This window comes from Vibrio misgurnus (genome assembly GCF_029635775.1).
GTDB classification, from domain to species: domain Bacteria; phylum Pseudomonadota; class Gammaproteobacteria; order Enterobacterales; family Vibrionaceae; genus Vibrio; species Vibrio chanodichtyis.
The window spans coordinates 412,407-427,030 of record NZ_CP113241.1 but is presented as its reverse complement, the minus strand read 5'-3'; the positions used below and the strand labels follow the sequence as shown (position 1 = coordinate 427,030).

The following is a 14,624-nucleotide window of genomic DNA, read 5'->3' as shown; positions in this document are numbered from 1 at the left end:
ACGGCGATCGATAACCTTTGGCTGTAGTTATAAGGGCGCCAGGCAACAAAAAGGCACTCGAAAGAGTGCCTTGATCCAACTATCGATTGCGATTGGCAATCACCTCTATTATTGATAGTGGCGATACAACTAAGCAAACGCCCCTGATTAATCACAACCTCAATCAGTGATTATCTCCGTCAGCACGGCAGGGTTAGTTGTCATATTCAACATTAAACAGCGCTTCCATATTCAGCCCTTGTTTGACCAAAATCTCCCGCAGACGACGTAAACCTTCCACTTGGATTTGACGCACCCGCTCACGGGTTAGGTTGATCTCACGTCCCACCTCTTCCAAGGTCGATGGCTCATAGCCAAGCAGACCAAAGCGGCGCGCTAACACCTCTTTTTGCTTTGGATTTAACTCATCAAGCCAATTGAGCAATGATTCGCGAATATCATCATCTTGTGTGGAAAACTCCGGATCTGCGGTATGCGAATCAGGCAAAATATCCAGTAATGCTTTGTCACCATCGCCACCAATCGGGATATCCACCGAGCTGATACGCTCATTAAGACGCAACATTTTGGTCACGTCATCGACTGGCTTATTGAGTTCGAGAGCAATATCTTCTGGCGTAGGTTCGTGGTCAAGGCGCTGCGATAACTCACGAGCGGTACGTAGGTAAATATTCAGCTCTTTGACCACATGGATCGGCAGACGAATAGTGCGAGTCTGGTTCATTAACGCCCGTTCGATGGTCTGACGGATCCACCAAGTGGCATAGGTTGAAAAGCGAAAACCACGTTCGGGGTCAAATTTTTCAACCGCTCGAATCAAGCCAAGATTTCCCTCTTCAATCAGATCGAGCAGCGCGAGTCCGCGGTTACTGTAACGACGGGAAATTTTCACCACTAAGCGCAAGTTACTTTCAATCATGCGGTTACGTGCCGCTTCATCGCCACGTAATGCACGACGAGCATACAGTACTTCTTCTTCGGCAGTCAGCAGTGGTGAAAAACCAATCTCGCTGAGGTACATTTGTGTTGCATCAAGGTTTTTGGTTGATGCATCAAATTCTTCACGAACATCCTCACTGGAGCTTTCCGCAGTGGTGGATGCTTCATCATTGGTGAGTTCATCATCGGTTGTGAGCTCTTCCAGAGCTTCATCTTCAAAATCAAACTCTTCTATTTTGGTTACAGTATTACTGACACTCATAGCAGCCTCCCCTGGCAACTTAATGGGTCATTGCGAGATACAAACTTTGCAGCATGACCTTAGCAAATAGAGTTAAGGTAAGTAACGTTTAGGATTCACTGACTTGCCTTGATAACGGATCTCAAAATGCAAACGCACATCGGCAGCGCCTGAGCTACCCATGGTGGCAATTTTCTGCCCGGCTTGCACAGTTTGTCCTTCTTTTGCTAGCAACTGTTCATTGTGCGCATAGGCACTTAAGTACTGCTCATTGTGCTTGATGATAATCAGGTTACCGTAACCACGGAGTGCGTTACCTGAATAAACTACCGTTCCATTCGCAGTGGCAATAATTGCTTGACCACGTTGACCTGCGATGTCGATGCCTTTATTGCCTTGATCACCAGCAGAGAAATTGCTAATCACTCTGCCTTTCGTCGGCCATAACCACTTGGCTATTTTATCATTCGAAGGTTTAGAACTTGCTGCGACAATGTTAACATTTTGTTTACCAGCTGGTTTAACATACTCCTTTACTTGTTTTTTATCAACCGCTTTAACCGGCTCCTTAGCGGTTAAATGTTGATTATTTGTTGTTTTCTTGGTCGTGCTTGGGGAATTTGCGTTTGAGGTCACAGATTGGGTAGGTCGGTTAACCGCTGTTGCTTGAGCGGGTGACGTGCTACGAGTGGCAGCGGCCGCTACCACAGCGGCACCACCGGTTCCGCCATAAGCTGGTGCGGTATAACTGGGCAGCCACAATTTGAGCTTTTGGCCAGGATGAATCGTGTAAGGTGGCGCGAGATTATTAAAACGGATCAGTTCATTAACATCTTTATCGGTCACGTAAGCAATGAAATAGAGCGTATCGCCTTTTTTCACCTCATAGTAGCTGCCGCGATAACTACCACGTTCAATACTATTGTAATTTTTACCCAATCCAGCAACCGGGGCTGGTGTATGCGCTGCGCAGCCAAATAATAGACTGCACAGTAGCAACAGCATGGTTCGCAAAGGGTAAACCAGCATCAGGTAAGATCTCCTGCCACTAAAGGGACAAAGCGCACCGCTTCTAGCCGCTCACCGATAAACTGCTGACCACGACGGACAATTTTGTACAAATGCTGCTCATGCTCGCCGATCGGGATCACCATACGTCCACCCTCGGCAAGCTGTTCTAATAAGCCCTGTGGTACTTTTGCTGCCGCTGCCGTCACTAAAATAGCATCAAACGGGGCGCGAGCAGACCAGCCCAGCCAACCATCACTATGTTTGGTAGAGATGTTATAGATGTCGAGCTGTTTGAGACGCCGTTTGGCCTCCCACTGCAACGTTTTGATCCGTTCAACTGTAAAAACATGGTTAACCAATTTGGCGAGCACCGCAGTCTGATAACCGGAACCGGTACCAATTTCCAACACTCTAGTCTCTGGAGTTAAGGCCAGCAGTTCGGTCATTTTTGCGACGATATAAGGCTGCGAAATAGTCTGGCCTTGGCCAATCGGTAGTGCGTTATTGTCATAAGCTTGATGCATCATAGCTGGTGCAACGAAACACTCGCGTGGCAGGGTATGGATAGCCTCCAAAACCGGGCGCGAAGTGATCCCCTGCTCAGTTAAAAATTGAATCAGTCTGTCGGCTTTTGGGTTAGCCATTCACCTTTTCCTGTAACCAATGATCCATACTGAGTAATGATTCGTGTGCGGTTAAATCGACTTGCAGCGGTGTCAATGACACCCAACCCCGTTCAATCGCATAAAAATCGGTGCCCACTCCCGCATCTTGCTCTTTACCCGGAGGGCCAAGCCAATAAATATCATGCCCACGCGGATCTTGCTGCTTTATCATACTTTCTGCGTGATGACGCGCACCTAAGCGCGTGACTTGCACGCCTTGTATTTGCGACACAGGCAGATCTGGAATATTGACGTTAAGTAAGCGATGAGTCGGGATCGGATGCGCTAAATGCTGCTCAACCAACTGGCGCACAACATGAGCCGCCGTGGCAAAATGGGTATTGCCGACCAGCGAAAAAGCGATAGCTTGCACGCCAAGTAAGTGACCTTCCATCGCCGCCGCGACCGTCCCCGAATAGAGCACATCATCGCCGAGATTCGCCCCATGATTGATGCCGCTAAGCACCAAATCCGGTAACTCATCTTTCATTAGCTCATTCAATGCAAAATGCACACAATCAGTCGGCGTGCCCTGCACTGAATAGGTGTTAGGCGCGATAGTTGAAACACGTAATGGCTGCTCTAAAGTCAATGAGTTAGAAGCACCACTGCGGTTACGATCCGGCGCCACGATCACGATTTCGGCTAAATCACGCAGAGCATCAGCCAATGTGTGTAAGCCTTGAGCGTACACACCATCATCATTACTGAGCAGAATTTTCACGTTATTCCTCGCTGTCAGCATCGTGGTTAGCTGACTGATCCGCTTGAGCATAGTGACGCTCAACCGGGATCTCTTCGACCAATTCACGAACGAGTGAGGTGGCAAAACTGCCAGCATCGAGCGTAAAGTGCAAGGTGATCTGATCTTGCTCTACCTGCCAGCTTAAATTTTGCGCATGCAAGGCGATGGCACGGCGATCATGACGCATACGATTAGCCCGGATCAGTGCCATTAAATCAGGCTCGGCATCCAGTTGTGTTTGCTCCAGCTGTAAAGCTTGATCTGTCGTCGGTAGCGCATTATCACCCGCTAACGCGGCAGAAATCGCCACTTGCTCGGCTTGTAAGCGCTGATCCCACTGCGCTAAATCACCTTGTACCTGGCACAGTTGCTGCTGTTCCAGTGCAATATCGCCGACCATAAAATGGGAAAATAGGTCTTGCTCAATCCGCTTCGAGACAATCTGATTAAAAATCCATGCCCGAGCCGCAGAAAGATACAAACTGCGCTGATTTTGATTACGCGAGCGTACATTGTCGCGCCCCCAACGGCGTGCTTCACTAAGATTATTGCCATGACGGCCAAAACGTTGACTGCCAAAATAATTAGGCACACCGAACTTGGCAACCCTCTCCAGACGGCTCACCACCGCAGCCACATCACTCACTTCAGACAAGGTGATCACAAAATCATTGCCCAGCAAATCGCCCGGGCGCAGTTTTTTATCATGGCGAGTCACTTGTAGGATTTCAATCGATGGATATTGAGCTAGAAAAGCCGAAAAATCGGGTGTCTCCCCTTTGGGCAGATGTACGCTCAGCCACTGCTCAGTGACCGCATGGCGATCTTTTAACCCAGCCCAGCTTACCGCCCGTGAAGGTACACCACACGCTTTGGCTAGCTCGTTAACCACAAAACTGGTGTTCTCACCCGTCTTACGAATGCGCACCATCAAGTGTTCACCACTGCCGGTTAACGGATAACCCAACACTTCGCTAACTTGAAAATGTTCAGGTAATACTTTGAGTTTAGCGCTTGCGGTTGGCTTGCCGCATAAATAAGCCAGAGGAGCGAGAATATCGGTCATTTTAATTCCACAATAAATCGACGCATGCTGATCGATAAATAAGATTAGCGATAGATTAAGCTTGCTGTAACAGCACTACCGCTTCACAGGCAATACCTTCTTTACGTCCGGTAAAACCCAATTTTTCAGTGGTGGTCGCCTTAACATTAATGCGGCTCACATCGGTTTGCAGATCTTCGGCAATCGCCGCACACATCGCTTGAATATAAGGGGCCATTTTCGGCGCTTGGGCAATAATCGTCACATCGGCATTGCCCAACACATAGCCTTGTTGTCGTACACGGCGGTAAACATCTTTGAGTAGCTCACGGCTATCCGCCCCTTGCCATTTATCGTCGGTATCAGGGAAATGACGACCAATATCACCAGCGGCAATCGCACCTAATAAGGCGTCGCATAATGCGTGCAGCGCGACATCACCATCAGAATGGGCGATCAAACCCTGCGCATAAGGGATGCTAACCCCACCAATAATAATCGGGCCTTCACCACCAAAACGATGCACATCAAAGCCGTGGCCAATTCTGATCATAATTTTTCCTTATTGCGCCTTAAATAAAACTCGGCTAATGCAAGATCTTCGGGTTGAGTAATTTTGAGGTTATCCGCTCGGCCAGTCACTAACGCGGGCTTTTCACCGCGCCATTCAAATGCCGAGGCTTCATCGGTGATCGTGACCTGCTGTTGCAAAGCGGCGTGTAACGCCTCACGCAGTCCTTGGGCACGAAACATTTGTGGCGTCAGTGCATGCCATAGTGCGGTCCGATCCACGGTATGTTCAATCTGCTGTAAATGATCGCTACGCTTCATGGTATCACGCACTGGAGCGGCAAGAATGGCACCAACCGGATGGGTTAAAGCCAAGCGGATCAGTTGACTAATATCTGCGTGGGTAACACAAGGGCGTGCCGCATCATGCACTAACACCCATTGACTGAGCTGGTGCTGACATACATAGTCCAGCGCAGCTAATACCGAATCGGCGCGTTGCTGACCACCATCAACCCGGATCACGCGCGGATCACGCGCCAGTGCTAAGTGCGAAAAATAGGGGTCGTCTGCGCTGAGCGCGACGACGACTTGATCGATCTGTGGATGAGCGAGTAAACCGTCAATCGTATGCTCAAGGACCGTTTTACCTAGCAGACTCAAATACTGTTTCGGCCGATCTGCTTGCATACGGCTGCCGACACCCGCTGCGGGTACAACTGCAATCAGCTTATTCATCGACGTGACTCCTCGCCGATGATGCGATAAAAGGTTTCCCCTTGTTTGACCATGCCGAGTTCGTTACGAGCACGTTCTTCAATCGCATCTAGCCCTTGGCGTAGATCGTCAATTTCAGCAAACATCTCTTGATTGCGCAGATGAAGGTTAGCATTGACCAACTGTTGCACCTCAATTTCTGCGTTGACGGCCCGAAAATCCATCACCCCGTTTTTACCCCACAGCAGGGTATAAAACAGCCAAACTAATAATAAGCTCAGGGTCAAAGCAAACACTCGCATAACCTATCCATCTTTATTATTGCAATCCGACGCCCAAGCTTGACGTCGGTTATCTCTGGCTCATTTATACCATAAAGCTCAGCACATGAGCGTACTGGCTGATTATTGGGTTGATAAAAATGCCAATAAGCCAATCCCCAGCGCTAAGCGATACAGCACAAACGGAGTCATGCCCATACGTGAAATGAGCTTCAAAAAGAAATGAATACACAAGTAAGCACTGATAAATGAAGTGATGATCCCGGTCAGCAAGAAGCCAACGTGGATCGGCTCACCGCTGGTAAACAGCTTAAGGCCAAGATAGCTACCGGCCAGCACAATGATCGGAATCGACATTAAAAATGAAAAACGCGCCGCCGCCTCACGAGTAAAGCCCAGATATAAAGCCGCCGTTATCGTGGCCCCAGAACGCGAAGTACCAGGGATCAACGCCACCGCTTGGGCCAGACCAATCAACAGTGCTTTTTGCCAATTGGTTTGATATTCATCGGCACTTAACGCGGCATGTTTATCGGCATGCCACAGCAGCAAGCCAAACACTATGGTGGTGATAGCAATAATCCAAGCACTACGCAAATAGAGCTCAACAATATCCTTCATGAGCAAACCCAGCACACAAGCTGGGATGGTCGCAAGTACAATCAACCAAGCTAATTTAGCCTCTTTACTGCGATCACCTTTAAAAATCGAGGCCAAAAAGGCAGCTAATAAACAGACCACTTCTTTACGAAAGTAGATCACGACTGCGGCTAACGTGCCAACATGTACCGCCACATCAAACGCCAAACCTTGATCGGCCCAACCGAAAACCGCTGAGGGCAAGATCAAGTGCGCGGAGCTAGAAATGGGTAAAAACTCAGTAAAACCTTGAATTAAAGCTAGAATGAACGACTCAAAATAACTCATGACTGTTTCTTCTCATCAATAGAAAACCAGAGTGGTACTCGGGTCAAGGAAGCTAAATCCTGCGCTTGCTGCCAGATCTGCTCGACAGTACGGCCATCACCAACGATCACTCGCTGTGGACAGAGCTCATATAACGGTTGAATCACGAACGGGTAACAATAGATGTCGGGGCGCGGTAGAATTGGCTTACACTCCGACACCCAATCACCGTACAACACTATATCAAGATCCAATGTTCGATCTTGATACTTTTGTGCATTGAGTAAGCGGCCATGACGCAGCTCAATCGCTTTCAACTGCGCCTGCAATTCTAAGAGTGATAATGGTGTTTGTATTTCAACCACTAAGTTAAAAAAATCCTGTCCAGCAAACCCAAACGATGGCGACTGGTAAATGGTTGAAATGCGCAATTGATGACCCAGCGCACTCAGCTCACGCACTCCAGCTTCTATCGATTGATGACGCTGTTGATTAGAGCCAACCCCAATATAGGCGGTGATCATCCACGCGATCGCTCAATGACCACGCCGACCCCTTTGGCTTGCGGTACTGCGCCGGGTTTGGTCAAACGGATCCGGATCCAAGGTACCGAGAAACGGGTCATGATCAGTTGTGCCACTTCTTCTGCCACTCGCTCAACCAACAAAAAACGGCCTTGCTCAACATGTTCAATCACCGCTTGGCTCACTTGTGCGTAATCCAACGCATCCTTAACATCGTCACTGTTACCTGCGGGGCGATTATCGTGCGCCATTTCCAGATCCAGCACTAACTTTTGCTTAATCTGCTGTTCCCAGTCGTAAACACCAATGGTGGTGATCACTTGCAACTGTTCAATAAACACTTTATCCATGCTTCATCATTTCCTATCCACAGGTCGGATACCCAAACCGCTGAAAAAATCGTACTATCCGCTTAATCACGATATGATATACCCAACCTGTTCAAGATGCTAAATCCTAAAAGGTTTTTATTATTGAGCAGGCAATAGCAACCGTTATTCGAGCAAAGTTTTCGAAATACGTACTTTGAGGCTGTTATGACTCCATTGGCGCTGTGCATGATCATTTTTGCCTATCTACTGGGATCGATTTCCAGTGCCGTGTTGATCTGCCGTGTGCTAGGGCTGGCCGATCCGCGTCATGTGGGGTCCCACAATCCCGGTGCCACCAATGTACTACGCATTGGTGGAAAAAAAGCCGCGATCGCCGTGCTCCTGTGTGACATGCTCAAAGGCACCATCCCCGTATGGGGTAGCTACTTTCTGAATATTGATCCGCTGATGTTGGGTTTGGTGGCCATCGCCGCCTGCCTGGGACATATGTACCCGATTTTTTTCCACTTTAAAGGTGGTAAAGGAGTGGCAACGGCTTTAGGGGCCATTGCTCCAATTGGGCTGGATTTAACCGCAATGGTCGTGGTGACATGGTTAGTGGTGATGCTGGTGTTTCGTTACTCATCATTAGCCGCATTAGTGACCGTACTGCTGGCCCCGCTGTACACTTGGCTGATTAAACCGCAATACACTCTGGCGGTGGCGATGCTGTGTTGCTTAATCGTGTTACGCCACCACCAAAACCTAAAGCGCCTATTGGCGGGCACAGAGCCCAAAGTCGGCGAGAAAAAAAGCCCGCAAGTTTGAGTCACTACGGGTTAGCTATGCGGGCTTATTTTTGGATCGGTGTTAACTGATCAATCGGCCAACGTGGACGAGCTTGTAAAGCGAGCTCACACACATCACCATTTTTCAAACGTTGCATGCCCGCATACGCAATCATCGCACCATTATCGGTACAAAACTCGGTACGTGGGTAATACACTGCACCGCCGATTTTTTGAGCCAGTTTGCCCAAATCAGCACGCAGTTGTTGGTTAGCACTCACGCCACCTGCGATCACGATCCGTTTTAGACCAGTTTGCTCTAAAGCTCGTTTACACTTAATCACCAAGGTATCGCACACCGCCTCTTGGAAGGCGTAAGCAATATCAGCGCGTGTCTGTGGATCATTCTCATTTGCGGCTATCGTATTCGCAGTAAAGGTTTTTAAGCCAGAGAAACTCATATCCAGACCTGGACGATCAGTCATTGGCCGTGGGAATTTAAAACGCCCAGGCGTGCCTTGCTCAGCCAACTTGGCCAATAACGGTCCGCCAGGATAATCTAGCCCCATCAGCTTAGCGGTTTTATCAAACGCTTCACCGGCGGCATCATCAATTGACTCGCCTAAAATTCGGTATTCGCCGATATTTTTGACTTCCACTAGCATGGTATGGCCGCCAGATACCAATAACGCTACGAAAGGAAAAGGCGGCGGATTATCTTCCAACATCGGAGCCAACAGATGCCCTTCCATATGGTGAACCGGTACCGCCGGCACATTCCATGCGTAAGCTAAACTGCGGCCAATCGTTGCACCCACCAACAGCGCCCCCACTAAACCGGGACCTGCCGTAAATGCCACCCCATCGATATCTTGCGGCGTCACATTGGCTTGCGCCATCGCTGCTTTAATCAGCGGAATGGTCTTTTTAACATGGTCACGCGAAGCCAATTCAGGCACCACACCGCCGTAATCGGCATGCAGCTTAACCTGACTGTAAAGCTGATGCGCCAACAGACCTTGTTCGTCATCGTAAATCGCGATCCCCGTTTCGTCACACGAGGTTTCAATACCAATAATGCGCATAGTTTTCTCAGCACGCCGCCATCTAAAATCAAAGATGGCGTCATGTTACCTTGCCTTGGCGCGACAAACAAACCTTGTCCACAATGTAAGCGACAAAGTGCTTTACAAAGCTGAGGTGATCAGATTAAAATTTCGCACCATTTTGATCTAGCTGGTTATCGACTAGGTGGGCAAGAATTCTTGCTGCTTAAGTCATCAAATATCAGCATTAACGAATTAACCCCTGAGGTGAAAGGCATATGCCAGTAGTTAAAGTACGTGATAACGAACCGTTCGACGTAGCACTGCGTCGTTTCAAACGCTCTTGCGAAAAAGCAGGTATCCTTTCTGAAGTGCGTCGTCGTGAGCACTACGAAAAACCAACTACCGTTCGCAAACGCGCTAAAGCAGCAGCTCAAAAGCGTCACGCTAAGAAGCTTGCTCGCGAAAACGCACGTCGCGTTCGTCTGTACTAATAACAACTTCCTAAACTAAGGAATCTGTTATGGCTCTAATTGATAATCTCAAAGAAGAGCAAAAACTAGCGATGAAAGCCAAGGATAAATTACGCCTTGGCACTATCCGTTTAGCGTTGGCCGCTATTAAACAACGTGAAGTCGACGAGCAGATCACTCTGAGCGATGACGATATTGTTGGCGTGCTAACCAAAATGGTGAAACAGCGTCGCGACTCTGTAAGCCAATACGAAGCAGCGGGTCGTCAAGACTTGGCTGATGCGGAGAAAGCAGAGATCACCGTACTTGAGGATTTTATGCCTCAACCTTTGAGCGATGATGAAGTGAGCGCACTGATCAACAGTGCGATTGCCCAATCAGCCGCCTCAGGCATGCAAGACATGGGCAAAGTGATGGCTGTACTCAAACCGCATATTCAAGGGCGTGCAGATATGGGTAAAGTAAGCGGTTTGGTCCGCGCTAAACTGGCTTAATCCCAACCCAATTACAACAAGCCGTGCAATCCTTTGGAACGCACGGCTTGTTTGTCTTTGACCCTCTCATTTTCGGCACATGCAGAGATTTATGGCAGGACACATCCCACGCAGTTTTATTGATGATCTCCTTGCTCGACTCGATATTGTCGACGTGATTGACGTACGCGTAAAACTCAAGAAAAAAGGCAAAAACTACGGTGCTTGCTGCCCTTTTCACAATGAAAAGACCCCTTCTTTCAGTGTTAGTCAGGAAAAACAGTTTTACCACTGCTTCGGTTGTGGTGCGCATGGCAATGCCATCGATTTCGTCATGGAATATGAGCGCATGGAGTTTCCGGAAGCGATTGAAGAGCTCGCGTCAACCATAGGTCTTGAAGTTCAGCGTGAAGAACGGACACCTTCCAGCCCATTTGCTAAACAAACCCCAACGATAAAAAGTGACGAGAAACGCAGCCTATATGATCTGATGGCTAGCATCGCACAATTTTACCGTCAGCAACTCAAAGTATCGACCAATAAACATGCGATTGATTACCTAAAAAATCGTGGTTTATCGGGTGAAATCGTCCAAAAATTTGGCATTGGCTATGTCGCCGATGAATGGGATTTAGTGCGGCGCAATTTTGGTCAACAGCGTTCTAGCGAAGAGATGCTAGTGACCGCTGGCATGCTGATTGAGAATGATAATGGGCGACGCTATGACCGCTTTCGTGGCCGTGTCATGTTCCCAATCCGTGACCGACGCGGTCGCGTGATCGGCTTTGGTGGCCGGATTACCGAACAAGGCACGCCAAAGTATCTGAACTCGCCAGAAACGCCGATTTTCCATAAAGGCAAAGAGTTGTACGGCTTGTATGAAGTGCTGCAAGCCTATCGAGAACCACCACAAATCTTAGTCGTCGAAGGCTATATGGATGTCGTCGCGCTGGCCCAATATGGCGTGGATTATTCGGTTGCCTCACTCGGCACCTCGACCACTGGCGATCATTTACAACTGCTATTTCGTCAAACTAACCAAGTGATCTGCTGTTACGATGGTGACCGAGCCGGACGTGATGCCGCATGGCGCGCCCTAGAAAACGCATTAGACTATCTTAAAAGTGGCAATATTCTTAAATTCCTCTTTTTACCCGATGGCGAAGACCCAGATAGCTATGTACGTCAATACGGTACGGCTCAGTTTGAACAGCAAGTTGCCAATGCCACGCCTCTTTCGCAATACCTATTTGATAACTTAATTGAGCTTCACCAAATCAACTTAGGTAGCCATGAGGGCAAATCTGCACTACGGGCACTCGCCACCCCACTCATCAATAAAATTCCGGATCCTTTTTTACAAGAGATCCTTGAAAAACTACTCGATGAGCGAACCGGGTTTGATCACCAACTGCGGCGCAAAAAAGTGCGTTATCCAGAACAGCGTTCCGCGCCACATAAAGTCATAAAACGTACACCGATGCGTGATGTTATTGCGCTGCTAATTCAAAAACCGAGCTATGCTCAATTGGTACCGGATCTCACCAGTGTGCGACATTTACAACTTCCGGGTCTGGAGACCTTGAATGAAGTACTTGAAAAATGTCAACAATATCCCCATATCACTACAGGTCAATTGCTCGAACATTGGCGAGATACAAAAAATGAGAAGCTTCTGTCTCGTCTAGCAAGTTGGGATATCCCTCTTGTTGAGGACAATCAAGAAGAACTTTTTTTAGACTCATTGGACAAAATTCTTGCCCAGTGCGTAGAAAAACAAATTGAAAATTTGCAGGCGAAAGGGCGAAGTGTCGGTTTATCAACCGAAGAGAAAAGAGAGCTACAAGACTTGATCTTACAAGGCTTAAAAGCGTAACTCTGTTGAGATAGTCAGCAAAGAATAAATTTGTTAGTATACGTGGTTTGCATTGCGCATACTTATTCCTTCACCAGATACGAAGTTGGATACCGTCTATGGATCAAAATCCGCAGTCACAGCTTAAACAACTTGTCCTTCGTGGCAAGGAACAGGGCTATCTGACCTACGCCGAAGTAAATGACCACTTACCTGCTGAAATCGTTGATTCAGAGCAAGTGGAAGATATTATTCAGATGATCAATGACATGGGTATTAAGGTGGTGGAAACCGCTCCTGATGCCGATGATCTTGCCCTCAGTGATGATACGACTATCACTGATGAAGACGCTGCCGAAGCAGCTGCTGCCGCACTTTCTAGCGTAGAGAGTGAAATCGGCCGCACCACCGATCCAGTCCGTATGTATATGCGTGAAATGGGTACGGTTGAGCTTTTGACACGTGAAGGTGAAATTGATATCGCCAAACGCATTGAAGATGGTATTAACCAAGTTCAAAGTGCGATTGCTGAATATCCGGGCACCATTCCTTATATTCTTGAGCAGTTTGATCGCGTTCAAGCCGAAGAACTGCGTCTGACCGATCTCATCTCGGGCTTCGTCGATCCAGATAACATGGAAACAGGGGCTCCGACCGCAACACACATTGGTTCCGAACTTACTGAAGCCGATCTCGCCGACGAAGACGATACGATCGTAGAAGATGAGGAAGAGGACGAAGATGAAAACGGCGACGGTGAAAGTAGCGATAGCGAAGAAGATGTCGGTATTGACCCTGAACTTGCTCGTGAAAAATTTAACGAACTGCGTAACAAATTCCAAAACCTGCAATTAGCAGTTAACGAATTTGGTCACGATAGCCAGCAAAGTGCAGAAGCATCAGGCCTGGTTTTGGATATCTTCCGCGAATTTCGCCTGACACCAAAACAGTTTGATCATTTAGTTAACACTCTGCGTACTTCAATGGACCGCGTTCGCACTCAAGAACGTTTGGCAATGAAGGCCGTGGTTGAAATCGCCAAGATGCCCAAGAAATCGTTTATTGCCCTATTTACAGGCAATGAATCGAATGAAGAGTGGCTGGATACGGTTCTCGCTTCGGATAAGCCTTATGTCGCCAAAATCCGTGAGCAAGAAGAAGATATCCGTCGTTCAATCCAGAAGTTGAAGATGATCGAACAAGAGACTTCACTCTCGGTTGAACGCATCAAAGATATCAGTCGTCGCATGTCAATTGGTGAAGCCAAAGCTCGTCGTGCGAAGAAAGAGATGGTTGAAGCAAACTTACGTTTGGTTATTTCAATTGCCAAGAAATACACCAACCGTGGTCTGCAATTCTTGGATCTGATCCAGGAAGGTAACATCGGTCTAATGAAAGCGGTGGATAAATTTGAATACCGCCGTGGCTATAAGTTCTCAACTTATGCAACTTGGTGGATCCGTCAAGCGATCACTCGTTCGATTGCCGACCAAGCACGTACGATTCGTATTCCAGTACACATGATCGAAACGATCAACAAACTGAATCGAATCTCACGTCAAATGTTGCAAGAGATGGGCCGTGAGCCACTGCCAGAAGAGTTGGCAGAGCGCATGCAAATGCCAGAAGATAAGATCCGCAAAGTGCTGAAAATTGCCAAAGAGCCAATCTCAATGGAGACGCCAATTGGTGATGATGAAGATTCACATTTGGGTGATTTTATCGAAGATACCACGCTCGAACTGCCGCTGGATTCAGCGACAGCGACCAGCCTTCGCGCTGCAACCCGAGATGTACTGGCTGGTTTAACACCACGTGAAGCAAAAGTGCTACGGATGCGTTTTGGTATCGACATGAACACCGACCACACGCTAGAAGAAGTGGGCAAACAATTTGATGTAACCCGTGAACGGATCCGTCAAATCGAAGCCAAAGCGCTACGCAAGTTACGCCATCCAAGCCGCTCAGAAGTTCTGCGCAGCTTCTTAGATGAGTAAGCGCATTTCAAGTGATGGATTTAAAAGGTGAGCTTTAGCTCACCTTTTGTTTTTCACATCAGCTAAGTGAATAAATTGTAAGCATTATTGCTCGGGG

16 protein-coding genes and 2 pseudogenes are annotated in these 14,624 nt (G+C 48.0%); 5 read left to right on the top strand and 13 right to left on the bottom strand.

Annotated elements, in window-relative coordinates; translation table 11 throughout:
• Positions 1 to 193 precede the first annotated feature (193 nt).
• The 12 genes and pseudogenes from rpoS to folB form a co-directional block, all read right to left on the bottom strand.
• On the bottom strand, positions 194 to 1,201 hold the full coding sequence (rpoS, locus tag OOK74_RS02095; RefSeq protein ID WP_277207478.1) for an RNA polymerase sigma factor RpoS: 1,008 nt from the start codon (positions 1,199 to 1,201) through the stop codon (positions 194 to 196).
• A 72-nt stretch (positions 1,202 to 1,273) separates the two neighbouring features.
• Positions 1,274 to 1,771 (bottom strand): annotated as a pseudogene (locus OOK74_RS15065) (peptidoglycan DD-metalloendopeptidase family protein); the annotation flags it as partial.
• Positions 1,772 to 1,869: 98 nt separating this feature from the next.
• Positions 1,870 to 2,209 (bottom strand): annotated as a pseudogene (locus OOK74_RS15060) (LysM peptidoglycan-binding domain-containing protein); the annotation flags it as partial.
• Positions 2,209 to 2,835 carry a protein-L-isoaspartate(D-aspartate) O-methyltransferase gene (locus OOK74_RS02085; protein WP_277207482.1) on the bottom strand — a complete coding sequence of 209 codons (627 nt, stop codon included), beginning with the start codon at positions 2,833 to 2,835 and terminating at the stop codon, positions 2,209 to 2,211. The gene OOK74_RS02085 and the pseudogene OOK74_RS15060, both read right to left, overlap by 1 nt.
• Positions 2,828 to 3,580 (bottom strand): 5'/3'-nucleotidase SurE, encoded by a 753-nt coding sequence (gene surE / locus OOK74_RS02080; protein WP_274722367.1) that lies wholly within the window; start codon positions 3,578 to 3,580, stop codon positions 2,828 to 2,830. The genes OOK74_RS02085 and surE overlap by 8 nt, the downstream gene beginning before the upstream one ends.
• Position 3,581: 1 nt before the next feature.
• Positions 3,582 to 4,667 (bottom strand): tRNA pseudouridine(13) synthase TruD, encoded by a 1,086-nt coding sequence (gene truD / locus OOK74_RS02075; protein WP_278183030.1) that lies wholly within the window; start codon positions 4,665 to 4,667, stop codon positions 3,582 to 3,584.
• 55 nt (positions 4,668 to 4,722) lie between these two features.
• Positions 4,723 to 5,199: a 2-C-methyl-D-erythritol 2,4-cyclodiphosphate synthase gene (gene ispF, locus OOK74_RS02070; RefSeq protein ID WP_274722365.1), complete on the bottom strand. Its 477-nt coding sequence runs from the start codon at positions 5,197 to 5,199 to the stop codon at positions 4,723 to 4,725.
• Positions 5,196 to 5,894 (bottom strand): 2-C-methyl-D-erythritol 4-phosphate cytidylyltransferase, encoded by a 699-nt coding sequence (ispD, locus tag OOK74_RS02065; protein ID WP_278183029.1) that lies wholly within the window; start codon positions 5,892 to 5,894, stop codon positions 5,196 to 5,198. Before ispD ends, ispF begins: the two co-directional genes overlap by 4 nt.
• Positions 5,891 to 6,175 carry a cell division protein FtsB gene (ftsB, locus tag OOK74_RS02060; RefSeq protein WP_278183028.1) on the bottom strand — a complete coding sequence of 95 codons (285 nt, stop codon included), beginning with the start codon at positions 6,173 to 6,175 and terminating at the stop codon, positions 5,891 to 5,893. The genes ispD and ftsB overlap by 4 nt, the downstream gene beginning before the upstream one ends.
• A 102-nt stretch (positions 6,176 to 6,277) precedes the next feature.
• Positions 6,278 to 7,081, bottom strand: a complete 804-nt coding sequence (locus tag OOK74_RS02055) for an undecaprenyl-diphosphate phosphatase (protein WP_274722362.1) — start codon at positions 7,079 to 7,081, stop codon at positions 6,278 to 6,280.
• Positions 7,078 to 7,584: a 2-amino-4-hydroxy-6-hydroxymethyldihydropteridine diphosphokinase gene (gene folK, locus OOK74_RS02050; protein WP_278183027.1), complete on the bottom strand. Its 507-nt coding sequence runs from the start codon at positions 7,582 to 7,584 to the stop codon at positions 7,078 to 7,080. Before folK ends, OOK74_RS02055 begins: the two co-directional genes overlap by 4 nt.
• Positions 7,581 to 7,934, bottom strand: a complete 354-nt coding sequence (gene folB, locus OOK74_RS02045; RefSeq protein WP_166013666.1) for a bifunctional dihydroneopterin aldolase/7,8-dihydroneopterin epimerase — start codon at positions 7,932 to 7,934, stop codon at positions 7,581 to 7,583. Before folB ends, folK begins: the two co-directional genes overlap by 4 nt.
• A 186-nt stretch (positions 7,935 to 8,120) precedes the next feature.
• On the opposite strand from folB, the gene plsY reads away from it, so the two are divergent.
• Positions 8,121 to 8,723 (top strand): glycerol-3-phosphate 1-O-acyltransferase PlsY, encoded by a 603-nt coding sequence (gene plsY / locus OOK74_RS02040; RefSeq protein ID WP_274722360.1) that lies wholly within the window; start codon positions 8,121 to 8,123, stop codon positions 8,721 to 8,723.
• 25 nt (positions 8,724 to 8,748) lie between these two features.
• Here the strand turns inward: plsY and tsaD are convergent, their stop codons facing one another.
• Positions 8,749 to 9,768 carry a tRNA (adenosine(37)-N6)-threonylcarbamoyltransferase complex transferase subunit TsaD gene (gene tsaD, locus OOK74_RS02035; protein ID WP_274722359.1) on the bottom strand — a complete coding sequence of 340 codons (1,020 nt, stop codon included), beginning with the start codon at positions 9,766 to 9,768 and terminating at the stop codon, positions 8,749 to 8,751.
• Positions 9,769 to 10,007: 239 nt separating this feature from the next.
• Here tsaD and rpsU point away from each other — a divergent pair, with 239 nt between their 5' ends.
• The 4 genes from rpsU (at position 10,008) to rpoD (ending at position 14,527) form a co-directional block, all read left to right on the top strand.
• Positions 10,008 to 10,223: a 30S ribosomal protein S21 gene (gene rpsU, locus OOK74_RS02025; RefSeq protein ID WP_166013671.1), complete on the top strand. Its 216-nt coding sequence runs from the start codon at positions 10,008 to 10,010 to the stop codon at positions 10,221 to 10,223.
• A gap of 29 nt (positions 10,224 to 10,252) precedes the next feature.
• Positions 10,253 to 10,696 carry a GatB/YqeY domain-containing protein gene (locus tag OOK74_RS02020; protein WP_274722358.1) on the top strand — a complete coding sequence of 148 codons (444 nt, stop codon included), beginning with the start codon at positions 10,253 to 10,255 and terminating at the stop codon, positions 10,694 to 10,696.
• 91 nt (positions 10,697 to 10,787) lie between these two features.
• A complete protein-coding gene (gene dnaG, locus OOK74_RS02015) occupies positions 10,788 to 12,551 on the top strand; it encodes a DNA primase (protein WP_278183026.1) in 1,764 nt (587 codons plus the stop codon).
• A 98-nt stretch (positions 12,552 to 12,649) separates the two neighbouring features.
• On the top strand, positions 12,650 to 14,527 hold the full coding sequence (gene rpoD / locus OOK74_RS02010; protein WP_274722356.1) for an RNA polymerase sigma factor RpoD: 1,878 nt from the start codon (positions 12,650 to 12,652) through the stop codon (positions 14,525 to 14,527).
• Positions 14,528 to 14,624 lie beyond the last annotated feature (97 nt).

Coding starts and splice junctions, on each gene's coding strand:
- ispF (WP_274722365.1), bottom strand. CDS start 5,199: ATGATCAGAATTGGCCACGGCTTTGATGTGCATCGTTTTGGTGGTGAA.
- folK (WP_278183027.1), bottom strand. CDS start 7,584: ATGATCACCGCCTATATTGGGGTTGGCTCTAATCAACAGCGTCATCAA.
- ispD (WP_278183029.1), bottom strand. CDS start 5,894: ATGAATAAGCTGATTGCAGTTGTACCCGCAGCGGGTGTCGGCAGCCGT.
- plsY (WP_274722360.1), top strand. CDS start 8,121: ATGACTCCATTGGCGCTGTGCATGATCATTTTTGCCTATCTACTGGGA.
- dnaG (WP_278183026.1), top strand. CDS start 10,788: ATGGCAGGACACATCCCACGCAGTTTTATTGATGATCTCCTTGCTCGA.
- tsaD (WP_274722359.1), bottom strand. CDS start 9,768: ATGCGCATTATTGGTATTGAAACCTCGTGTGACGAAACGGGGATCGCG.
- truD (WP_278183030.1), bottom strand. CDS start 4,667: ATGACCGATATTCTCGCTCCTCTGGCTTATTTATGCGGCAAGCCAACC.
- rpoD (WP_274722356.1), top strand. CDS start 12,650: ATGGATCAAAATCCGCAGTCACAGCTTAAACAACTTGTCCTTCGTGGC.
- OOK74_RS02055 (WP_274722362.1), bottom strand. CDS start 7,081: ATGAGTTATTTTGAGTCGTTCATTCTAGCTTTAATTCAAGGTTTTACT.
- ftsB (WP_278183028.1), bottom strand. CDS start 6,175: ATGCGAGTGTTTGCTTTGACCCTGAGCTTATTATTAGTTTGGCTGTTT.
- folB (WP_166013666.1), bottom strand. CDS start 7,934: ATGGATAAAGTGTTTATTGAACAGTTGCAAGTGATCACCACCATTGGT.
- OOK74_RS02085 (WP_277207482.1), bottom strand. CDS start 2,835: ATGGCTAACCCAAAAGCCGACAGACTGATTCAATTTTTAACTGAGCAG.
- rpoS (WP_277207478.1), bottom strand. CDS start 1,201: ATGAGTGTCAGTAATACTGTAACCAAAATAGAAGAGTTTGATTTTGAA.
- OOK74_RS02020 (WP_274722358.1), top strand. CDS start 10,253: ATGGCTCTAATTGATAATCTCAAAGAAGAGCAAAAACTAGCGATGAAA.
- rpsU (WP_166013671.1), top strand. CDS start 10,008: ATGCCAGTAGTTAAAGTACGTGATAACGAACCGTTCGACGTAGCACTG.